The sequence below is a fragment of the Nonomuraea sp. MG754425 genome, from assembly GCF_021699195.1.
Taxonomy (GTDB): domain Bacteria; phylum Actinomycetota; class Actinomycetes; order Streptosporangiales; family Streptosporangiaceae; genus Nonomuraea.
Window position 1 is genome coordinate 43895 of the sequence record NZ_SSXE01000024.1, and the last position, 21691, is coordinate 65585.

General features: G+C 71.2%; 20 protein-coding genes. 7 read left to right on the forward strand and 13 right to left on the reverse strand.

The window, feature by feature from the left end:
* Positions 1–7 precede the first annotated feature (7 nt).
* Positions 8–256, reverse strand: coding sequence for a hypothetical protein (locus FAF44_RS11295; RefSeq protein ID WP_237103032.1), 249 nt, complete (start codon positions 254–256; stop codon positions 8–10).
* Positions 257–376: 120 nt separating this feature from the next.
* Positions 377–1396: a LacI family DNA-binding transcriptional regulator gene (locus FAF44_RS11300; protein ID WP_308193313.1), complete on the reverse strand. Its 1020-nt coding sequence runs from the start codon at positions 1394–1396 to the stop codon at positions 377–379.
* A gap of 197 nt (positions 1397–1593) precedes the next feature.
* Here FAF44_RS11300 and FAF44_RS11305 point away from each other — a divergent pair, with 197 nt between their 5' ends.
* Positions 1594–2244 (forward strand): TetR/AcrR family transcriptional regulator, encoded by a 651-nt coding sequence (locus FAF44_RS11305; protein ID WP_237103034.1) that lies wholly within the window; start codon positions 1594–1596, stop codon positions 2242–2244.
* A 373-nt stretch (positions 2245–2617) separates the two neighbouring features.
* Here the strand turns inward: FAF44_RS11305 and bldC are convergent, their stop codons facing one another.
* Positions 2618–2821 carry a developmental transcriptional regulator BldC gene (gene bldC, locus FAF44_RS11310; protein ID WP_013133571.1) on the reverse strand — a complete coding sequence of 68 codons (204 nt, stop codon included), beginning with the start codon at positions 2819–2821 and terminating at the stop codon, positions 2618–2620.
* Positions 2822–3144: 323 nt separating this feature from the next.
* Positions 3145–4011: a hypothetical protein gene (locus FAF44_RS11315; RefSeq protein WP_237103035.1), complete on the reverse strand. Its 867-nt coding sequence runs from the start codon at positions 4009–4011 to the stop codon at positions 3145–3147.
* 107 nt (positions 4012–4118) lie between these two features.
* Here FAF44_RS11315 and FAF44_RS55750 point away from each other — a divergent pair, with 107 nt between their 5' ends.
* The gene (locus FAF44_RS55750; RefSeq protein WP_237103036.1) at positions 4119–5198 is read left to right on the forward strand and encodes a Glu/Leu/Phe/Val dehydrogenase dimerization domain-containing protein; all 1080 of its coding nucleotides are present in this window, start codon (positions 4119–4121) and stop codon (positions 5196–5198) included.
* Positions 5199–5349: 151 nt separating this feature from the next.
* Positions 5350–5577: a DUF3073 domain-containing protein gene (locus FAF44_RS11325; RefSeq protein ID WP_237103037.1), complete on the forward strand. Its 228-nt coding sequence runs from the start codon at positions 5350–5352 to the stop codon at positions 5575–5577.
* 176 nt (positions 5578–5753) lie between these two features.
* On the opposite strand, the gene purM is transcribed toward FAF44_RS11325, so the two are convergent.
* The 4 genes from purM to FAF44_RS11345 form a co-directional block, all read right to left on the reverse strand.
* Positions 5754–6779: a phosphoribosylformylglycinamidine cyclo-ligase gene (gene purM / locus FAF44_RS11330; RefSeq protein WP_237103038.1), complete on the reverse strand. Its 1026-nt coding sequence runs from the start codon at positions 6777–6779 to the stop codon at positions 5754–5756.
* Positions 6776–8212, reverse strand: coding sequence for an amidophosphoribosyltransferase (gene purF / locus FAF44_RS11335; protein ID WP_237103039.1), 1437 nt, complete (start codon positions 8210–8212; stop codon positions 6776–6778). The genes purM and purF overlap by 4 nt, the downstream gene beginning before the upstream one ends.
* A 51-nt stretch (positions 8213–8263) precedes the next feature.
* Positions 8264–9007, reverse strand: a complete 744-nt coding sequence (locus FAF44_RS11340; RefSeq protein ID WP_237103040.1) for an SDR family NAD(P)-dependent oxidoreductase — start codon at positions 9005–9007, stop codon at positions 8264–8266.
* Between the two features lie 80 nt (positions 9008–9087).
* The gene (locus tag FAF44_RS11345) at positions 9088–9510 is read right to left on the reverse strand and encodes a MarR family winged helix-turn-helix transcriptional regulator (protein ID WP_237103041.1); all 423 of its coding nucleotides are present in this window, start codon (positions 9508–9510) and stop codon (positions 9088–9090) included.
* Positions 9511–9651: 141 nt separating this feature from the next.
* Between FAF44_RS11345 and FAF44_RS11350 the strand changes: the two genes are divergently transcribed.
* The gene (locus tag FAF44_RS11350; protein ID WP_237103050.1) at positions 9652–10836 is read left to right on the forward strand and encodes a DUF4190 domain-containing protein; all 1185 of its coding nucleotides are present in this window, start codon (positions 9652–9654) and stop codon (positions 10834–10836) included.
* Here FAF44_RS11350 and FAF44_RS11355 read toward each other — a convergent pair.
* Positions 10833–11255 (reverse strand): sterol carrier family protein, encoded by a 423-nt coding sequence (locus tag FAF44_RS11355; RefSeq protein ID WP_237103048.1) that lies wholly within the window; start codon positions 11253–11255, stop codon positions 10833–10835. The two genes, FAF44_RS11350 and FAF44_RS11355, sit on opposite strands and share 4 nt — an antisense overlap.
* 129 nt (positions 11256–11384) lie before the next feature.
* Between FAF44_RS11355 and FAF44_RS11360 the strand changes: the two genes are divergently transcribed.
* On the forward strand, positions 11385–13466 hold the full coding sequence (locus tag FAF44_RS11360; RefSeq protein ID WP_237103042.1) for a PhoX family phosphatase: 2082 nt from the start codon (positions 11385–11387) through the stop codon (positions 13464–13466).
* Positions 13467–13500: 34 nt separating this feature from the next.
* On the forward strand, positions 13501–15384 hold the full coding sequence (locus FAF44_RS11365; protein ID WP_237103043.1) for an ABC transporter ATP-binding protein: 1884 nt from the start codon (positions 13501–13503) through the stop codon (positions 15382–15384).
* On the opposite strand, the gene FAF44_RS11370 is transcribed toward FAF44_RS11365, so the two are convergent.
* Positions 15342–16763, reverse strand: coding sequence for a DHA2 family efflux MFS transporter permease subunit (locus tag FAF44_RS11370; protein ID WP_237103044.1), 1422 nt, complete (start codon positions 16761–16763; stop codon positions 15342–15344). The genes FAF44_RS11365 and FAF44_RS11370 overlap by 43 nt on opposite strands.
* Positions 16764–16830: 67 nt before the next feature.
* On the opposite strand from FAF44_RS11370, the gene FAF44_RS11375 reads away from it, so the two are divergent.
* Entirely contained in the window at positions 16831–17478 is a 648-nt protein-coding gene (locus tag FAF44_RS11375) for a TetR family transcriptional regulator (protein ID WP_237103049.1), read from the forward strand.
* Between the two features lie 4 nt (positions 17479–17482).
* Here the strand turns inward: FAF44_RS11375 and FAF44_RS11380 are convergent, their stop codons facing one another.
* The 3 genes from FAF44_RS11380 to FAF44_RS11390 all read right to left on the reverse strand — a co-directional run.
* Positions 17483–18931, reverse strand: coding sequence for an MFS transporter (locus tag FAF44_RS11380; protein WP_237103045.1), 1449 nt, complete (start codon positions 18929–18931; stop codon positions 17483–17485).
* Between the two features lie 46 nt (positions 18932–18977).
* Complete coding sequence (locus FAF44_RS11385) at positions 18978–19640, reverse strand: Crp/Fnr family transcriptional regulator (RefSeq protein WP_237103046.1); 663 nt, start codon at positions 19638–19640, stop codon at positions 18978–18980.
* A gap of 33 nt (positions 19641–19673) precedes the next feature.
* Positions 19674–21691: adenylate/guanylate cyclase domain-containing protein (locus FAF44_RS11390; RefSeq protein ID WP_237103047.1), on the reverse strand; the 2018-nt coding region annotated here is incomplete at its 5' end.

The window sequence follows — 21691 nt, forward strand, 5'->3', positions numbered from 1 at the left end:
TACGTGCTCACCAGACCCGCTCGCCGACCTCCTGCCGTTCGAGCAGGGCGGCCAGCTCCCGCGCGTCCTCGGCGTCGAGCCCGAGGACGACGCGGGGGCGGCCCCACGGATGGTCGAGCGAGTGGGCGACGTAGCTGGCGACCGACTCGGCGCAGCCCTCGGTGCTCCGTCCCCTGCCCGCCCTCCAGTGTCCCCAGGCGCGCTCGAGCTCGGCCGCCGCGCGCTGGGCGCAGGACACCAGTTCCGGATCACGCATGACTGTTCCCCCGGATCAGACCGTGGCCGGATCGGATCCGGCCACAATTAGCATGACCCTGACGAGTAAACCGCCGTGTGGCCGCGCCTCCACACGGCTTGACCCAGCTTTGGCGCACCTTTAGGCGGGTCCCGTGCTTCGTCGCACGATCAGTTCCGGACGGATCTCCCGCAGCCGCGCGACCTTCGCGGGGTCCCCGATCCGGTCGCTCAGCAGCGCGGCGGCCGACCTGCCCATGCTGCGGCGAGGCTGATCGACCGAGGTGAGCGAGATGTGGTGGGAGGCCGACAGGTGCGTGTTGTCGTAGCCGACCACCGAGAGGTCCTCGGGTACGCGCAGGCCCAGGTCGTCGGCTGCGGAGAGCACGCCGAGCGCGACCACGTCGTTGGCGGCGAAGATCGCCGTGGGCCTGGGGTCGCGGGTCAGCAGCGCGAGCGCCGCCTCCCTGCCGGCCTCTTCGGTCGAGTCCGCGGCCTCGACCATGATGTACGGCGCCAGCGAGTGCCTGCGCATCGCCACGAGGTAGCCCTCGCAGCGCGACGGTCGCCGGCCCTCGATGTGCGCGATCCGTTTGTGGCCCAGCTCGACCAGGTGGTCGATGGCCAGACGGGCCCCGAGCTGGTCGTCGTCGACCACGATGTCGACGCCGTCGAGCTCGATGTCACGTTCCCCCACGACGACCGTGGGGGTGTAGGCGGTGGCCTCGATCAGGGTCTCGCTGGTCGGCGCGATCCCGAGCAGGACCAGCCCGTCGACCCGCAGTTCGAGGAAGGCCTCCACGGCCTCGTCCTCGAAGGCGGGGTCCCACTGGCTGTTCCCGATCAGCATGCGCAGGCCGTCGCCGTGCAGGCTCTCCTGCAGTCCGTCGAGGAACTCCGCGTAGAACGGGTTGTGCAGGTCGGCGACGAGCGCGCCCACCAGATGCGTACGGCCTTCGACCAGGCTCCGGGCGACCGCGTTCGGCCGGTAGCCGAGCTCGCGGGCGGCCTGGAGCACGGCCTGGCGCCGGTGCTCGCTCACGTGCGGGGACCCGCGGAGCACGAGCGAGACCAGCGACTTGGACACGCCGGCGCGTTCGGCGACGTTACGGATGGTGGGTCTGGGCCGAGGCAGTGCGTCTACCTCTCTTAGCTCAGCGATGGTTGACGTGTTGACGGGCGGTCCTGACATGTGTCTCCCCCGCGATGCGGATATGGGCACCTGTCTGACCAAACGATCGAGTTCGCCGCAGGGTACGGCTTCCGTTACGGATTGGCTTAACCTCCGTGGCGAAAACCGGATATTGACTGCACGCTTCGGCGTCCGCTATTGGGTACGGCGTCGGATACCGTACACATGTGACACCCGGGAAGTCAGCCGAGACGGCACGGCCGGCACGGCGCAGGCTCAGCGTGGACCGGCGTCGGGAAGAGCTCATGGCGGCGGCGCTGGAGCTGTTCAGCACCCGCGACGCGGAGGACGTCTCGATCGACGACGTGGCCTCGGCGGCGGGGGCTTCGCGGGCCCTGGTCTACCACTACTTCGGCGGCAAGCAGGAGCTCTACGTGGCCGCGCTGCGCAGCGCGGCGGAGCAACTGGAGTCGCGGCTGCGCCCGCAGGGGGGCGGCCGGCCGATCGAGGAGCTGGCCTCGGGGCTCGGGCGCTACTTCGACTTCGTCGAGGAGCACGCGGCCGGCTTCGCCGCGCTGCTGCGGGGCGGCCCGGCCAACCGGAGCGGCGAGGTCGGCGAGATCGTCGACGGGGTGCGCCGGCGGCTGTTCCGGCTGATCCAGAAGCAGATGGGCGTCGAGGAGCCGAGCCCGGTGCTGCGCACGACCCTGCGCTCGTGGATCGCCTCCGTGGAGACGGCGGGCCTCGACTGGCTGGAGCACCGCGACGTCGAGCGTCCGACGCTGGAGAAGCTGCTCGTCGAGCAGATGGTCGCGCTGCTGGGGGTCGCCGCCGCCCATGACGGCGAGGTCGCCGGGCTGCTGGAGCGGCTGGCCTGACCGGCCCCTGGAGGACGAACGCGTCGGGGGTGCCACCGGCACGCGGGCCGTTTCGCGGTGAACGGGCGGGTTGCGTGGGGGATGTGCTCAGCGGCCGGCGTCACGAAGCGTGACCGCGTCTGGCGTCACTGAACGTGACGATGGCCGGTGTCACCGAGCGTGATCACGGCTGACGTCGCGGAGCACGACTGTGGCCAAGGTCACGGCAGACGGCGACGGGGCCGGGGGAGCGAACGGGGTGCCGGGAAGAGAAGAATGGCGCCGGCGCGGGCGGCGCCAACCTCCCCATCGTCACGAGCAAGTGGTGGACCGGGCCCATTGGCGGCCTGGTCCACCCCCTTCAAACCCCCCTGAGGTCCGTGACGACCTCCAGCTACTCTGAGCGCTGCTGCGGAATCCCCGCCAGCAGCGCGCGAACCTCGGTCTCCCGGTAACGTCGATGACCGCCGAGGGTACGAATCGACGTCAACTTGCCCGCCTTGGCCCACCGCGTAACGGTCTTGGGGTCGACCCTGAACATGGTCGCGACCTCAGCGGGCGTGAGCAGTGGCTCGGCCTCGGGTGTACGAGCTGACATTTGTGCGGCCTCTCCTCCGTGTGGACCGGCGTAGCGATCCTGTGACTGCCTTTGCGCGTGTCACGGATGTCCCCCTATGGCGCAGAGCGTGCGGCTTTTCTGAGCCATATGCGGCATCACCCGATGTGACCATACCGCCACGCAGAGCGATTGGCGAGCCCTTCTTTCGACCCAGCTGCCCGCCCCCGTGGCCATGTCACGCTCGGTGATTCTAGCGACACGGTTCGTGGTATCGCAGTGAAAACGGCAAACTACTCAGTTCGCAGAAGAGAGCAGCCGCGAGACGTGACCTACTCATGCAGGTCAGACGGCCGTATTGGGGCTCAGTTGGCAGATTCCAGCAGTTGCATTGACTTCCACCGGAGGATGACCCTCTGGTACATGGCGTAGGCAAGTTCTTCTTGACCCGTGTCCAGGCCCGTCAGGGCCGCGGAAAGCTCCGCGACGGACTGGTCCGCCTGCAGCGCGTCGTCGTCCATGAGGTGCACGAGGCCGCCGTAGTCGAGCTCGACCAGGGAGTGCGGGTGGAACTCCTCCAGCCACCTGGCGACGTCCTCCACGTCGAAATTGGCCGCCACGTCGTCGCCGAGGTGCCGGCGCAGCACGCTCAGCGCCCGGGCCGCGCGCCTGCGGGCCTGCGCCATGGAGGTGACGTAGATGAGGTTGCGTCCGGTAGCGGTGGTCACGTCCTGTCCCGGGTTGGCGGAGCCGAGCACCAGCCAGCGCTCGTTCCCATCAAACGGCACGAACCACGATGGCGGCACATGCCACGCCGTGGTGCGAATATGCGTACGCAACGCGGCCGAACCGGTCTGCCTCTTGTAACGGTCGAAGTCGTCGGCCGTCTGTTCGGCGATCGCCTTGGGCACCAGATGGTCCATCAGCTTCACCGGAGTGCTGCCACGGAGCCGTGAGAACGCCAGCCACGAACGCAGACGCGTCTGCCAGGGACAGACGTAGAGCCGGTCCTCAACACGCCGCAGATAGGCGTTGGGGCTCTCCTGGGCGGGAACGGGTTCAGGGGGCATGCCGAGCAGGCGCATGACGGACTCGCCGTGCTCCGCATTGAGCGCGTTCGCGCGCCGAGGGCGGTCACGGGAGTCGGCGTAGTCGGCCCACGCCTTGCGCTCGGGCTCGGCGAACGCGGTCAGTGGCTCATAGACACGGAGGTAGGCGGCATAGGGCAGCACGGAGGCATCGTGTCACGAAGCGAACCTGCGCGCACCGTCGTGGCTTACTACTCTGTGAGGTGATCTCCGCCGCGAAGGCGCGGCGGACCGGACAGGGAGTCACCACCGTGACCGATGTCTTCGGAGCGTCCCACAAGGACGTTCACGAGCAGGTCGTCTTCTGCGCCGACGAGCAGAGCGGCCTGCGTGCCATCATCGCCATCCACAACACGGCGCTGGGCCCGGCCCTGGGTGGCACGAGGTTCTATCCCTACGACAACGAGCAGGCGGCCCTGGCCGACGTGCTCAACCTGGCCAGAGGCATGTCCTACAAGAACGCGCTGGCCGGCCTCGACCTGGGCGGGGGCAAGGCCGTGATCATCGGCGACCCGTCCCGCGACAAGAGCGAGGCGCTGCTGCGCGCGTACGGCAGGTTCGTGCAGTCGCTCGGCGGGCGCTACGTCACCGCCTGCGACGTGGGCACCTACAGCGAGGACATGGACGTCGTCGCCCGGGAGTCACGCTTCGTGACCGGCCGCACGACGGCCCACGGCGGCGCCGGGGACTCCTCCATCCTCACGGCGTTCGGCGTGTTCCAGGGCATGCGCGCCTCGGCCGAGCGCGTCTACGGCACGCCGTCGCTGCACGGCAGGCGGGTCGGCGTGGAGGGGGTCGGCAAGGTGGGCCACCGCCTGGTCGGGCTCCTGCGCGAGGACGGCGCCGACGTGGTGGTCTGCGACGTCGACCCCAAGGCGGTCGAGCGGGTGCGGGTGCGGCACCCGGAGATCGACGTGGTGGCCGACGCGCACGCCATGGTCGCCGCCGACCTCGACGTCTTCGCCCCGTGCGCGCTGGGCGGGGTGCTCGACGACGACACCGTGCCGGCCCTCAAGGCGAAGATCGTCTGTGGCGCGGCCAACAACCAGCTCGCCCATCCCGGGGTGGAGAAGCAACTCGCCGAGCGCGGCATCCTCTACGCGCCCGACTACGTCGTCAACTCCGGGGGCGTGATCCAGGTCGCCGACGAGATCGACGGCTTCGACATGGAACGCGCCAGGTCCAAGGCCGCCCAGATCTACGACACGACTCTGAAGATCTTCGGGATCGCGGCCGACGAGGGCGTTCCCCCCGCTGTCGCAGCGGATAGGCTGGCCGAGCGCAGAATGTCGGAAGTCGGGCGTATTCGGGCCATTTGGCTGGGGCGCTGACGCCCCACGCCCATACGGCGTACCGAGCTGGGCACAAAACAGGTACGGTAATAGGCGAACGATAGGCTGACGCCCGAAGTCAGGCGGCGTCAGTGTGTGGTGCGTTAGCGACGAGGGGTCGGGGACGATCCCACACGAGGGGGTCGAGCCAATGGGGCGCGGCCGAGCAAAGGCCAAGCAGGTCAAGGTTGCTCGCCAGCTGAAGTACAACAGCGGTGGCACGGATCTTGACCGTCTTCGCGACGAACTCGGGGTCGGCGACTCCAGCAATGACGACGCCGACGACCTCAACGATGAGCTGGCGGATCGCTATGCCGATTACGCCGATGACTATGGCGGCGGAGACGACGACGATGGCCGTACGTCCGGCCGCCGATAGCCGTTCTCCTGAGTGATGTGGCCGAGGATCCGGCGGCGCGCGCCGGGTCCTCGCTCACGCTCGTCGGGCCCCACGGGTAACCGTGGGGCTTCGTCGTGTCGTCCCGGAGTCAGGTGGCTTCGGGCGCGGCGGCCCGCCTGACCGGCCGGGCCGCGGGCTCGCCCGGCCGGCGGGGATCAGCGGTAGCGGGCCTGGCCGCTTCCCGGCACGACCTCGCCCAGCACCCAGGCGTCCAGGCCGCGGGCGGCCAGCAGCCGGATGGCCTCGTCCGCCACGGCGGCGGGCAACACGGCGGCCATCCCGACACCGAGGTTGAACGTGCGGTCCATGTCCCGCTGGGCGATCCGGCCGTACGCGGCGAGCGCCCCGAAGATCGCGGGAGGCGTCCACGACGACCGGTCGAGCACCGCGTCGAGGTGCGCCGGCAGCGAACGTGAGAGGTTGTTCTCGACCCCGCCGCCGGTGATGTGCGCGTAGGCGTGCACGTCGAGCGTCCTGGCCAGTTCCAGGCAGTGCAGCGAGTAGACGCGGGTGGGTTCGAGCAGTTCCTCGCCCAGCGGCCGGCCCAGTTCGGGCAGCACGGCGTCGAGCTCCAGCGAGTTCTCCCGCAGCACGTGACGCACCAGCGAGTAGCCGTTGGAGTGCACCCCGGACGAGGCCATCCCCAGCACCACGTCACCGGCCGCGACCCGGTCGGGGCCGAGCATGGCGGACGCCTCCACCACGCCCGTGCCGGCTCCCGCGAGGTCGTACTCGTCGGCTCCCATCGCGCCCGGGTGCTCGGCCGTCTCGCCGCCCACCAGCGCGGCCCCGGCCAGGCGGCAGCCCTCGGCCACGCCGCCGACGATCTCGGCGACCCGCTCGGGCACCAGCTTGCCGCAGGCGATGTAGTCGGTCATGAACAGCGGCTCGGCCCCGCAGACCACCAGGTCGTCGAGGACCATGCCGACCAGGTCGATGCCGATGGTGTCGTGCTTGCCGTAGCGCTGGGCGATCATGACCTTGGTGCCCACGCCGTCGGTGGAGGTGGCGAGCAGCGGACGCCGGTAACGCAGCAGGGCCGAGGCGTCGAACAGGCCGGCGAAGCCGCTGGCGTCGTCGACCACCTCGGGCCGGCGCGAGCGCGCGACCTTGTCCTTCATCAGCGTGACGGCGCGCTCGCCGGCCTCGATGTCGACCCCGGCGGCCTCGTAGGTGCTCACGCTTTGCTCTCCAACACGAATTTTCCGACGTTGTCCTGGTCGATCGGGATCGGGTACTCGCCCGTGAAGCACGCCCGGCACAGCCGGTCGGCCGGGATCGTGGTGGCCTGCGTCAGGCCCTCCAGCGAGATGTAGCCGAGCGAGTCGGCCCCGAGCGAGGCGCGGATCTCCTCCACCGTGAGCGAGCCCGCGATCAGCTCCGCCCTGGTGGCGAAGTCGATGCCGTAGAAGCACGGCCAGGCCACCGGCGGGGACGAGATGCGTACGTGCACCTCGCGCGCCCCCGCCTCGCGCAACATCTTGACGATCGCCCGCTGGGTGTTGCCGCGCACGATCGAGTCGTCGACGACCACCAGGCGCTTGCCCTCCACGACCTCGCGCAGCGGGTTGAGCTTGAGGCGGATGCCGAGTTGGCGGATGGTCTGCGAGGGCTGGATGAACGTGCGGCCCACGTAGGAGTTCTTCACCAGGCCCTGGCCGTAGGGGATGCCGCTCTCCTGGGCGTAGCCCACGGCGGCGGGCGTGCCCGACTCGGGGGTGGGGATGACCAGGTCGGCCTCCACCGGGTGCTCGCGGGCCAGCACGCGGCCGACCTCGACCCGGGTGACCTGGACGCCGCGCCCGGCGATGGTGGTGTCGGGGCGGGCGAGGTAGACGTACTCGAACAGGCAGCCCTTGGGCTCCGCCAGCGCGAAGCGGCGGGACCGGACCCCGCGCTCGTCGATCGTGAGCATCTCGCCGGGCTCGACCTCGCGGACGAACGTGGCGCCGACGATGTCGAGCGCCGCGGTCTCGGAGGCGACCACCCAGCCGCGCTCCAGCCGGCCGAGGACCAGCGGGCGGATGCCCTGCGGGTCACGGGCGGCGTAGAGCGTCTTCTCGTCCATGAACACGAGTGTGTAGGCGCCCTTGACCTGCGGGAGCAGCTCGGCGGCGGCGTCTTCGACGGAGCGGGAGCGGTCCTGCGCGAGCAGCGTGGTCAGGACCTCGGTGTCGGTGGTGGCGCGGGTGGAGCCCGGCGTCAGGCGCTGGGCCAGCTCCGGGGTGTTGATGAGGTTGCCGTTGTGGGCGAGCGCCAGGCCGCCCACCTCGGTGGAGCTCAGCGTGGGCTGCGCGTTCTCCCACACGCTGGAGCCGGTCGTGGAGTAGCGGCAGTGTCCGATGGCCAGATGGCCGCGCAGGGTGCTGAGCACCGACTCGTCGAAGACCTGGGCGACGAGGCCCATGTCCTTGTAGACGAGAATGCGGCTGCCTTCGCTGACCGCGATGCCCGCGGACTCCTGGCCGCGGTGCTGCAACGCGTACAGCCCGTAGTAGGTGAGTTTGGAAACTTCCTCGCCCGGAGCCCATACGCCGAAGACACCGCAGGCGTCTTTGGGTGCGCGGTCGTGGGGGTCCAGGTCATGGCCGAGCCGGCCGTCGCCCTTCAGCACATGCCTCAGTTTAGGTCGGCCGGTTCGATGCTCGCACACCCGGGTGCGCGATCAGAGGGCGTGAGCTGACCTGCCCGCATTCGATCCGTCGCGGATGATCTCTCCGGTGAGGTTACGGTTGGCCGCCGAGCCCAGAAAGACGATCAGTGCCGCCATGTCGTCGGCGGTGGAGAGCCGTCGGCTGGGCGTGCGGGCGGCGAGCCGGTCGAGGACCTCCTGCGGGAAGGCCCGGACGCCGGTGATCGTGAGGCCCGCGACGGCCACGTTCACCAGGACGCCGTCGCGGCCGGCCTCCCAGGCCAGGGCCCTGGCCATGCCGTGCAGGGCCATCTTCGCCGTGCCGTACGGGCCGGGCCCCGGCACGCCCTCCTCGCCGATGCCGGACGAGACGAACACGATCCGGCCCCACCCCTTGCGCCGCATCCCCGGCAGCGCCGCGCGGACGAGCAGGGCGTTGCCGACCACGTTGGCGTGCATGGCGGCGGACCACTCGGCGGGCGGCACGTCCTCGAAGCTCACGCCGCCCGGCTGGACCGAGCCCCAGCGGACGGCGTTCGCGACGAGCGCGTCCACCGGGCCCGCCCGTTCGACGGCGGGCCCGATCGTGTCATGGTCCTCCAGGTCGAGGTGCACGGCCGCGCCCCGCGCGCCGGCCTCCTCGATCCGCTTGACGACCTCGGCGGCGCGGTCCGCGCCGGTGTTGTAGGTGATCGTGACGTCCGCGCCCGTCCTGGCGTACGCGAGCGCGGTGGCCGCGCCGATGCCGGACGAGCCACCCGTGATCAGTACATGCATGGAGAGTCCTCCGTAACGTTACTTAGCCGACTAATTAGCCAGCTAAGTGGAGGGCAGGTCCTGCGGGCAAGAAGGTTTCGCTAGGAGTGAAAGCGGCTGTCGGGCATGACACGTACGAGCCGGGCGAGCAGTTCCCGCTCCCCGGCGGAGAAGCCGCGCAGCAGTTCCTCGTCCATCCGGTTCCAGATCTCCTCGACCGGTGTGCGCAGCGATCTGCCGGCCTCGGTGAGGTACACGCGGCCCACCCGGGGCCGGTCGGGGTCGGGGGCCCGGTAGACGACGCCCGTGCGCTCCAGGCGCTGGAGGGTCTTGGTCACGGTCGGGGGCTCGACGCCGAGCCGGGCGATCAGCTCGCTCTGGGTCAGGCCGTCTTCGTGCCAAAGCTGGTTGAGCAGCATCTCCTGGCCCACGTGCAGGCCGAGCGGCACCAGCGCGGTGGCGAGCTGGTTGCGGTGGGCCTTCATGAGCTTGATGAGCGCGTACGTCAGGGTCTCGTCCAGCATGCACTCATCTTGCCCGTCGCCTGGTGCTTTGGCGCATGGTGACCCAAGGATGAGCCCCCTCTTACCGTGTCGCGCGGTTTAGCGGATGCCTTCCGCGAAAGGGTGAAGTATCCGGCATGCAGACCCTCGGGAGACGCAGAAGTGACCACACCTGGGGATCCGAACGAGCCTCGAGAGGGGCAGGACCCGCATACCGACCGTCCGCGCGACGAGCAGCCAGAGGGCACCCCGCCACGGCACGGGCCCGAGTGGTGGAACGAGGGCACCAGGCCCGGGGACGAGCGGCCGCCCGAGCAGAGCGGGCCGGCCGGCGGTGCGGAACGGCCGGACGAGGCGCCTGAGCCGGGCCCCGGGGAGCCGGGCCCCAGAGAGCCGGGCGGGGAGGAGCCGATCGCGCCCGCGCCGCCCGTGGTGCCCCGGCCCGACGTGCCGCCGACGCACGAGCCCAGGCCGGCCGGTGAGCCGACCCACCCGGACCTGCCCACCTCGCCCGAGGCCCCCGAGCCCGCGGGCGACAAGGGGAGCGAGGCCGGTGGTGAGGCAGGTGAGGCGGGTGGTGACGCCGAGGCGACCCAGGTGTACCCGATCCCCGGCGGCAGGCCGTCGTACCCGGGGTGGGGCGCGGGGGAGCAGGAGGAGCCGCCCGTCAGGCAGCCCTCGCGCTACGAGCAGCCGGGCGAGCAGCCGCACTTCGCGCCGCCCGCCGGCAGCGCGCCCGCGGGAAGCACGGCCTTCGGAGCGGCCCAGCCGCCCGGGGAGGCCCAGCCACCCGGAGCGCAGCCGCCCGCCGGCGGTCAGCCACCCCTTGGAGGCCAGCCACCCGCAGGGGCTCAGCCGCCCGCAGGGGAGGGTGAGGCGCCCTGGGAGCGCAGGACGCAGGACCAGGAGCCGACCGTGCCGGGAACGACGCCCTCCGCCCCGTACGGAGGCCCGCCCGGCTACCCGCCGCCCCCAGGAGCCCCGTACGGCGGCCAGCCGAGCCAGTACGGCGGCCAGTACGGCCAGTACCAGCAGCCCGTGCCCGGCAGCGGCCTGGCCACGGCCTCGCTCGTGCTCGGCGTGGCGAGCCCGTTCCTGGTGTTCGTCTGCTTCACCGGCCTGATCACGGCGATCCTGTCGATCGTCTTCGGCTGGGTGGCGCTGGCCAAGCACGCGGGCAGGGGCCGCGCCATCGCCGGCATCGTGATCAGCGTCCTGTCGCTGATCCTGTTCACGATCGTGGCCATCTGGTTCTGGAACGTGGTCCAGGAGTGCGCCCACCTGCCCGGCCAGCTCGCGGACCGGTGCTTCCAGGACCGGTTCCCCTGGATGAGCGGCACCCGTTAGAGCGGCAGGTGTCCGGACAGGTCGGCCCGGGAGCCGCTGGCCGACACCGCGCCGCTCGCCATGGCCTCGTCCCAGGTCAGGCGGCCCAGCGCGAGCTCGATCCAGGTCCGGCCGTCCATCTCCACGACGTTCGGGGGAGTGCCCCGCGTGTGCCGGGGGCCGGCGATGGCCTGGATGGCGGCGTACGGGGGCACCCGCACCTCGACGGTTCGCCCCGGCGCGTCGCTCGCCAGCCTGTCGAGCAGGTGGCGCACCGCCATCCTGGCCGCGGCGCGCTCGGGCTGGAGCCCGCGGTCGTAGGCGGCCAGCACGGCGGCCACGAGGGCGGCCGGCAGGCCCGCGGCCGGTCCGTCGTAGGCGGGCTGGTCGAGTGCGACGAGCTGGCCGTCGAGGGCCGCCCTCAGCTTCTCCTGGTCCATCTTGCGTGGTGGCACCCCGCCATTGTCTCCCCGGAAGCGTTCATCGAGACGGAGGTCTTCGTTCACCTCCGGTTTCGACGGCGACCGTAGCCTCCGGGCGGTACAACCGCGCACTTTTATGGAGGACCTGTGGCGAACCCCAATGCGGGGCCGCGGCTGCTGCCGCTGCTTTCCACCCCGCACAAAGGTGGCCGTTCCGCGTTGACCTGTCAGTTCCGCTGTGGAAACGCGTGCGCGCATGACGTGGCCAACACCACCGGGAACGCCTACTTCGGCGACGTGGTGAAGGAGGCGCTGTCGCGCCGCGGCGTGCTGCGCGCCGGCGCGCTGGGCGCGGTCGTGGTGGGAGCGGGCGTGGCGGGCGCCGTCCCGGCCATGGCCGACGAGCCCGAGGCGAGCGCCGCCCGGCACGGCGGCAACAGTGGCAACGGCGGTGGCGGCGATCTGCGGTTCACCCCGGTGAGCCCGAACAAGGACGACGCCCTCACCATCCCGGACGGCTACCAGTCCTCCGTGGTCGTGCGCTGGGGCGACCCGGTGCTGCCCGACGCGCCCGAGTTCGACTTCGACAACCAGAGCGCCGACGCCCAGAACAAGCAGTTCGGCTACAACTGCGACTACGTGACGGTCTTCCCGATGGGCCGCGACCGCGCGCTCATGTGGGTCAACCACGAGTACACCGACGAGACCCTGATGTTCCGCGGTTACCCGGGTGGCGCGGAGGCGACCGAGGAGCAGATCAAGATCGCCCTGGCCGCGCACGGCGGCTCCGTCGTGGAGCTGGAGCGGGCCGGCAACACCGGCGAGTGGAAGCTGGTCACCAGCGGTCGCCGCCGCTACAACCGGCGCGTCACGGCCCAGACCAGGATGCGCTTCTCCGGCCCGGCCGCGGGCAGCGCCCCGCTCAGGACCGCCGCGGACCCGAAGGGCGGCACGCCCGTCGGCATGCTGAACAACTGCTCGGGCGGCACCACCCCGTGGGGCACGGTGCTCACCGCCGAGGAGAACTTCAACCAGTACTTCGTCAACGCCGACAAGGTGCCCGCGGAGCAGCAGCCGTACATCAAGCGGTACTCGATCACCACCGGCACCCCGGCGGAGAGCCGCCGGTTCGACCGCGTCGAGGAGCGCTTCGACCTGGCCAAGCACCCGAACGAGGCCAACAGGTTCGGATGGATCGTCGAGATCGACCCGTTCGACCCCGACTCGACGCCGGTCAAGCGCACCGCGCTCGGCCGCTTCGCCCACGAGGCCGCCACCACGACGCTGGCCCGCGACGGCCGCCTGGCCGTGTACATGGGCGACGACGGCCGCTTCGAGTACATCTACAAGTTCGTCTCGAAGGACCGCTACATCCCCGGCTTCGACCGTCACAACCGGGCGCTCCTGGACGAGGGCACCCTGTACGTGGCCAAGTTCACCGGCGACAGCCCCGCCTCCGAGATCGACGGCTCCGGCAAGCTGCCCGAGGACGGCCTGTTCGACGGCTCAGGCGAGTGGATCCCGCTGGTGTCGGGCACGAAGTCGTACGTGGAGGGCATGTCCGCCGAGGAGGTGCTCGTTCACACCCGCGTGGCCGCCGACAAGGTGGGCGCGACGAAGATGGACCGTCCCGAGGACATCGAGCGCAACCCCGTCACCGGCGGCGTCTACGTGGCGCTGACCAACAACACCAACCGCACCCCGGCCCAGGTGGACGAGGCCAACCCGCGGCCCTCGAACAAGCACGGCCACATCGTGGAGATCGTGGAGAAGCGGAACGACGCCGGCGAGAAGACGTTCGCCTGGTCGCTGCCGCTGGTCTGCGGCGACCCGAACGACGCCGCCACCTACTTCGCCGGCTTCGACAAGAGCAAGGTCTCGCCGATCTCCTGCCCGGACAACGTCACGTTCGACAAGGACGGCAACCTGTGGATCTCCACGGACGGCAACGCGCTGGGCACGAACGACGGCCTGTTCGTGATGCCGGTCAAGGGTAAGGACCGCGGTCACGTGCGGCAGTTCCTCACCGTGCCGGTCGGGGCCGAGACCTGCGGCCCGCTCGTCTCGACCGACCAGCGCAGCGTCTTCGTGGCGGTGCAGCACCCGGGCGAGACCGACGGGGCCGGCCCGGACAACCCGAGCAGCCGCTGGCCCGAGGGCGAGGGCGGCCAGCCGCGGCCGTCGGTGGCCGTGGTCTGGCACGCCAAGGGTAAGAAGATCGGGGCTTGACCTCGACTTAACCTGAGGTCATAGGTTCCATGTCATGAGCATGGAAGTGACCGCCTGGCATCAGCTTTACTCGATGAACAACCGGCCGGAGCGTCGTCCCGTCACCAGGGCGACGCTTCGGCGCATCGGCGCCTTCGCCCGTCCGCACCGCCGCAAGCTGACGCTGTTCCTGCTGCTCAGCGTGCTGATGGCGGGCCTGGCCGTGGGTTCGCCGCTGCTCGCGGGGCGGGTGGTGGACGCCATCTTCCGCAGCGAGCCGCTCGGCGTGGTGGTCACGGTGGCGCTGCTGATCGCCGCCCTGGCGCTGGCGGAGGCCGGGCTCGGCCTGCTGAGCCGCTGGTTGTCGGCGAGCATCGGCGAGGACCTGATCCTCGACCTGCGCACGGCCGTGTTCGACCACGTGCAGCGGATGCCGGTCGCGTTCTTCACCAGGACCCGCACCGGCGCGCTGGTCAGCCGGCTGAACAACGACGTGATCGGGGCGCAGCGGGCCTTCACCGACACCCTGTCGGGCGTGGCGGGCAACGTCGTGACGCTCGTGCTGACGCTCATCGCGATGATCGGCATCTCATGGCAGATCACGCTGCTCGCGCTGCTGCTCCTGCCGGTGTTCGTGCTGCCCGCGCGGCGGATGGGCACGCGGATCGCCCGGCTGCGGCGGGAGGCGGCCGACCACAACGCGGCCATGGGCACCCAGATGACCGAGCGCTTCTCCGCGCCCGGCGCGACCCTGGTCAAGCTGTTCGGACGTCCGGCGCACGAGTCGGCCGAGTTCGCGAGCCGGGCCCGCCGCGTGCGCGACATCGGGGTGCGCTCGGCCATGACGCAGTCGGTGTTCGTGACCGCGCTGACGCTGGTGTCGGCCCTGGCCCTGGCCCTGGTGTACGGGCTCGGCGGCTTCTACGCCCTGCGCGATCAGCTCCAGCCCGGCGCGCTCGTGTCGATGGCGATGCTGCTGACCCGCCTGTACGCGCCCCTGACCGCCCTGGCCAGCGCCCGCATGGACGTGATGAGCGCGATCGTCAGCTTCGAGCGGGTCTTCGAGGTGCTCGACCTCAAGCCGCTCATCCAGGACAAGCCCGGCGCGCGCGAGGTGCCGCAGGGCCCGGTGTCGGTGGAGTTCGACGACGTGCGCTTCGCCTACCCCTCGGCCGACAAGGTCTCGCTGGCCTCGCTGGAGGAGGTGGCCGCGCTCGACACGCGCGGCGGCGTGGAGGTGCTGCACGGCGTCTCGTTCCGCGCGGAGCCGGGGCAGATGGTGGCGCTGGTCGGCTCGTCGGGCGCGGGCAAGTCCACGATCGCGCAGCTCCTGCCCAGGCTGTACGACACCGACTCGGGCGCCGTCCGGCTCGGCGGGGTGGACGTGCGCGACCTGAGCGCCGACTCGATCCGCGCCACGCTCGGCATGGTCACCCAGGACGGTCACCTCTTCCACGAAACGATCCGGGCCAACCTGCTGCTGCCCAGGCCGGAGGCGAGCGAGGAGGAGGTCTGGGACGCGCTCACCCGCGCCCGCCTGGCCGAGCTGATCCGCTCGCTGCCCGACGGGCTCGACACGGTCGTGGGCGAGCGCGGCTACCGGCTGTCGGGCGGCGAGCGCCAGCGGCTGACGATCGCCCGCCTGCTGCTGGCCAGGCCGCAGGTGGTCATCCTCGACGAGGCCACCGCGGCGCTCGACTCCACCTCGGAGGCGGCGGTGCAGGCGGCCCTGGGCGAGGCCCTGGAGGGCAGGACCGCCGTGGTGATCGCGCACCGGCTGTCCACGATCCGGGCCGCCGACCTGATCCTGGTGATCGAGGACGGCCGGGTCGTGGAGCGCGGCACGCACGCCGAACTGCTCGCCGCCGAGGGCCGCTACGAGGAGCTGTACCGCACTCAGTTCGAGGACCCGACGGTCTCCGGGGCCGCGGTGGTCTGAGGCTCGCCGGGGGTCCGTCCGGGGCGCAGCGCGTAGAGCGCGATCGGGATGGCGGCCAGCAGCACGGCCGCCGCCACGGTCAGGGTGAACCGGTAGCCGTCGAGGAAGGCGGGCAGTGGCGGCAGGCCGCTCGCTCTCTGCCTGGCGGTCAGCAGCGCGCCCAGCACGGTGATGCCGAGCAGCCCGAACACCTCCCGCGAGACGTTGAGCACGCCCGAGGCGACGCCTGAGCGGTCCTTGGGGACGCCGTTCAGCACGGCGGCGGTCAGGGGGACGAGCAGGCCGCCGCCGAGGCCGTACAGGATGAACCAGGGCGCCACGTCGGCGAAGCCGGCGTCGGCGCCCACGCGGGAGATCAGGAAGACGGCGACGCCCATGAGCGCCATCCCGAGCGCGACCGTGCGGCCGATGCCGAGCAGCGCGCCGATCCGTTGCGACAGGATCGCCGTCACGGCCATGACCAGCGCCATCGGCACGAACGACGCGCCCGCCTGGGTGGGGGAGAAGCCGAGCACGTTCTGCAGCCACAGGGCGCTGAAGAAGTAGATCCCGAACACGCCGAACGTCCAGATGCCGCTGGTGAGCACGCCGCCGGTGAACACCCGCGACCGGAACAGCGACACCGCGATCATCGGCTCGGCGGCCCGCCGCTCGACCGTCACGAACGCCACGGCCGCCGCCGCGCACACGGCGAACGCGGCCAGGATGGGGGCGGAGGTCCAGCCGAGCGCCCCGCCCTCGATGAGCGCGTACGTCAGGGCGAACAGGGCCAGCGCCGAGGTGGTCAGTCCGGGCAGGTCGAGGCTGTGCCGCGTCCGGGGGCCCGCGGGCCGGACGGCCCAGAGCGCGAGCCCCGCCGTGACCGCCCCGATCGGGACGTTGATCAGGTAGATCCAGCCCCAGTGCAGGTTCTCGCTGATGAGGCCGCCCAGGGTGGGCCCGAGTGCCATGGACAGCGCGCCGGAGGCGCTCCAGATGCCCACGGCCCTGCCGCGCTCGGCCGGGTCGGGGAAGAGCTGGCTGATCAGCGCCAGCGCGGTCGGCGTGAGCAGCGCGGCGCCGACGCCCTGCGCGGCCCGTGCGGCGATCAGCGTCCCGCCCGACTCGGCGAGCCCGGCCACCAGCGAGGCGGGCGTGAAGACGGCCAGGCCGGCGAGGAAGACCCGGCGGGCGCCGAGCACGTCCGCGAGCCGGCCGCCGGCCAGCATGAGGCCGGCGAAGACCAGGATGTACGAGCTGACGATCCACTCCAGGCCGGAGATCGTCAGCCCCAGGTCCCGCTGGATGGTGGGCAACGCGACGTTGCCCAGGTTGTTGTCCAGGTAGGTCATGAAGGTGCCCAGGGTCACCGCGACCAGCGCCCACCAACGCACGCGCATCAGCTCCTATACAGCGTACTTGTACGCCGTATAGTTGAACTTGTACGTCGTATAGTTGTCAACCGTGATGGGAAAACTGACCGCGCGGTCGATCGTGGAGCGGGCCCTGGAGGTCGGCGACGGCGAGGGCATCGAGGCCGTGACGATCCGCCGCCTGGCCACCGACCTCGGCGTCACCCCGATGGCCCTCTACTGGCACTTCAAGAACAAGGAACAACTGCTCATCGGCATCGCCGACCACCTGATCGGCGGCTTCGCGCCCAAGCCCGCCGACGACCGCCCCTGGCAGGTCCAGCTCAGAGACCTGACCGAGGGCCTGGTCAGGACGCTGCGCACGCACCCCTGCGCCCGGCTCGTGCTGGAGCAGATCGACCCGTCCACGGTGCCGAACTTCCTGGTGGTCTGGGACCGCGCGCTCGGGCTGGCCCGTACGGCGGGCTTCAGCGTGGAGGAGAGCTGCCTGATCACGAAATACCTGCTGCAGAGCGTCATCGCCATCGCCGACGCCCCGGTGCGGCGGCACACCGAGCCCGACTGGGACAGCCGGGTCAGGACCAAGCGCGCCGGGCTGCAGTCGCTGCCCCCCGACACCTACCCGTACCTGGTGGAGATGGCCGCACCGCTGGTGGAGGGCATGCCCCCCGAGCTGTACGACACGTTCGGGGTCGATCTCGTGCTGAGCGGCATCGAGACGCTGGCCGCGCGGCGCGGTTAGGCCGTCAGGACCGGGTCCTCGGCTGCCTGGCCAGCGCCGCGAACACCGCGCCCAGCAGCGCCACCCCGAACAGCACCGCGTACGCCCGCTGGAACCCGTCCATGAGCTGCCCCACCGCCACCGGCGACAGCGTGGACATGGTCCCCGCGTAGATCTGGGTGCGCAGGCCGGGACCCACCGAGGAGGTCAGCACGCTGAGCGACAGGCCGACGCTGATCACGATGCCGATGTTCATCACCATCATGCGGAAGCCGTTGACCACGCCCAGGCTGCCGGTCGGCAGCGCCCGCATGACCATCGTGGTGTTGCCGGTCAGGAACGTTCCGCTGCCGCAGCCCGCCACGAACAGGCCGATCCCGATCACCCAGTACGGCGTCGCCGGATCGGCCGTCAGCATCAGCGTGCCGAGCCCGGCCGCGCTCAGCAGCGCGCCGCCGATCGACAGCGCGTACGGCGAGACCCACCGCCCCAGCAGGCCCACGATCGGCGAGGCCAGCCCGATCCCCACCGGCACGGGCAGCACGCTCAGCCCCGCCGCGAACGCGTCCACGCCCCTGGCCGCCTGGAAGTACAGCGCCACCACGAGGATCAGCGCCGAGCGGGCCAGCGCGTTGCAGAACGAGGCCAGGTTCGCGTAGGTCAGCAGCCGCCCGCCGAACAGCCGCAGGTCCAGCACCGGGTTCGGGGCGCGCCGCGCGGCCAGGACGACGAGCGGCACCAGCGCCACGAACACCCCCGCCCCGCCCAGCACCACGGGACTGAGCAGCCCGCTCGACCCCGCCGAGGACAGCGCCAGCAGCAGCGCCGACAGCGCCGCGAACACCAGCACGTTGCCCAGCGCGTCCACCGGCTGCTTCGGCCCCCTGGGCATCTTGCGTAAGATCACCGCGCCCACGGCCAGCGCCAGCAGCCCGGCGGGCACGTTCACCCAGAAGATCCACTGCCAGCCGGCCGTCTCCGCGATCAGCCCGCCCAGGGTGGGCCCGGCGAGCTGGGCCACCGACAGCGTGCCGATGTAGACGCCCATGCCCTGGCTGAGCCGCTCGGGCGGGAAGGCGTCGGTGATGATCACCGTGCCGTTCGCGAGGATCATGGCCGCGCCGATCGCCTGCAGCACGCGCATCGCGATCAGGAACCACACCCCGGGCGACAGCCCCGCCAGCAGCGAGGCCACGGTGAACAGCGCGAAGCCCGCCAGGTACACCTCCCGCCTGCCGAGCAGGTCGGCCACCCGGCCGAAGAACACCAGGCTCGCCGTGTTGACCAGCAGGAACGACAGCAGGATCCAGCTCGACTCCAGCTCGTCGGCGTGGAAGTGCCGCACCACGGCGGGCAGCGCCACGTTCAGCGTGCTGCCGGCGATGCCGATGAGAACGAGGCCCAGGCTGGTGACCGCGCACACCCGCCAGGCGTAACGCAGACGGGTGTCGTCCTTGGGGGTGACCGCGACCATGCCTCTTACTATGACGTACGACGTACGTCCGCTTTGTCCCCAGGGGTCACCTGGCGCGCCTGCGTAACCCGTCGAGGTCGTGGATCACCACGCGCCGCCTGCCGGTCTCGATCAGGCCCCGGTCACGCAGCGTGCGCAGCGCCTTGCTGACGGCCTCGCGGGAGGAGCCGGTCCAGCCGGCCAGCTCGTCCTGCGACAGGGGCAGCGCCACGCGCACGCCGCTGTCGGTCTGCTCGCCGTACCGGTCGGCCAGCTCCAGCAGCCGCGTCGCCACCCGGCCCGTGGTGTCGAAGGCGCCGTACTCGATGCGCTTGCGGTCGGAGTCGCGCAGCTTGCCGCTGATGAGCCGCATGAGCAGCACGGCGATGCGCCCGTGGGTCTCCAGGAAGGCGATGAAGTCGCGCACCACGACGCCGGAGATCGGCTCCAGCGCGGTCACGGTGGTCGAGCGGGGGGAGCCGTCGATGGCCGACAGCTCGCCGATCAGCGCGCCGGGGCCACGGACGGCCAGCACCACCTCGGTGCCGCCGCTCGTGTGCGAGGAGCACTTGACCCGGCCCTGGAGCAGCACGAGCACCCAGTCGGAGGTGTCGCCCTCGGTCATGATGGTCGTGCCCCGGTCCCAGCGCCGCAGCCGGCCGGCCGCGCGCAGGTGCTCGACCTCCTCGGCCGTGAGCAGGGTGAGGAATTCGCCGGGCTCTGCATCCATGCGCCCGATTATGTCGATGGGGGCACCGGCCTTCTATGTCATTTCGGTCAGAACGTACGCCGTTACCGGCTCCTCCTTGCCCTTGAGGCTCAGCGGCCCGAGCGGGCGCACCGCCGCCCCGCCGCCCACCTGCCGGAACGTCGTCTCGCCGATCACCACCGTGCCCGGCTCGGCGAGGGCCTGGAGCCTGGCCGCCACGTTCACGCAGTCGCCCATCGCGTTGAAGCCGCGCAACTCCGGGCTGCCGATGTTGCCGACCAGGGCGGGCCCGGTGTTGACGCCCACCCGGAACGTCGGCCACTCCACGTCGCCGGCCCGCGTCCAGGCCATCTCCTCGGCCACCTCGGCGGCGGCCCGCTGCATCTCCAGCGCGGCCCGGCAGGCCGCCCGCGCGTGCCCCGCCTGCGTGGCCGGCGCGTTGAACAGCGCCAGCAGCGCGTCCCCGACGAACTGCACGATCGTGCCGCCGTTGTTCAGGACACAGGGGACGGCGGCCGTGTGGTAGCGGTTCAGCATCTCGACGATCTCGCCGGGCGTGACCCGCTCCGAGAACGTGGTGAAGCCCTTGAGGTCGGCGAAGAGCGCGGTCAGCTCCTGGAGCCGGCCGCCCAGCTCGGCCTGCGCCGGGTCGGCGAGCAGCGCGTGCGCCACGTCCGGCGACATGTACTGGTGGAAGAGCGTGTGCAGCTCCTGGTAGAGGCGGGCGTTCTCCAGCGAGATCGACAGTTGCCCGGCCAGCGTCGCGGCCAGCGCCTCGTCCTGGCCGGTGCGCCCGACCGGCACCTCCAGCACCCCCGCCAGGTTGCCCTTGACGGTCAGGGGGAAGGCGATGAGCCGGTCGCGCCTGATCGGGTTGCCGTCGGTGAAGCGGTAGTCGCGCGAGCCGATCTGCGTCCGCCCGTCGGCCACGAGCGCGATCTTCACATCCCCGTACGCCTGCCGCACCCGCTCCAGCGACGTCGTGAGCAGTTCGCTCTCCGGCAGCCCGACCCGCGTCTGCGCGCTCACCGCCACCAGCGCGGCCAGCCGCTCCGACAGCTCCCGCTCGTCGGCCAGCGCCCGGCCCGCCCGGTCGAGCACCGCGGCCTGGCCCTCGTTGAGCCGGAACTTGCCCGTCATCCGGGTCGCGGCCAGCGGTTCGCCCCTGCGTACGTGCTCGACCAGCTCCTCCAGCGCCTCGTCGTAGTCGCGCTGGATACGCCGTACGGTCGCCGCCAGCGCCACCGAGTCGAACAGGCCCGCGCTCGACCCCTCCCGCCGGAACTGCAGGTAGGCGCTGTAGGCCACGAAGACGAAGGCCAGCGTGAGCAGGACGTGCCACTCCCACCAGGACAGGTGCCAGTTGAGCTGCGACATGCCCGCGACCATCGACTCGGCCAGCAGCGCGTACGCGGTGATCAGGCTGATCAGCATGGCCGACGGCCGCCGCCGGTGCAGCAGGAACATCATCACGCTGGCCGCCGCGTACAGCACCAGGCCCGGGGCCGACGCCCACGTCAGCCAGCCCATCGGCGAGACCTCCGGCGGCTCGCTGAGCGCGGTCAGGCCGGGCGTCAGCGACACCAGCCCCCAGAGCGCCATGAACCCGAGCAGCGCCGCCCGGACGAAGTGCCGCGAGCCGAGCACGGCCGTGGCGGCCCGCTCGCCCAGCGGCAGCGCGGAGGCGAACGCGAACGCGGCGGCGATCGTGAGCCCCACCTGCTGGCCGAGGTCGAACCCCACCGAGCCCGTGGGCAGGATGATCCCCGGCGTGGCCAGCCCGTGCAGGAGGAAGAACCCGGCGCTGCTCAGGAAGACCATCGAGACGAGGAACAGCCGCGCGTCCCGCCGCCGTCCGGACGCCTCGCTGATGAGCCCGCCGAGCGCGACGTTGACCCCCGCCACCAGGAGGATCAGCCAGAAGTGACTGGCGTTGTGCTGCCAGAAGACGTTGATGTGCGGTTGCGCGAGCAGCAACCAGAGGCCGAGCAGCGGCAGGACCAGATGGATGCCCCACACCACGCCGCGCACGGGTTGCGTGGCAGGGGGGAGGTACGGGGCCGGACCGGGGG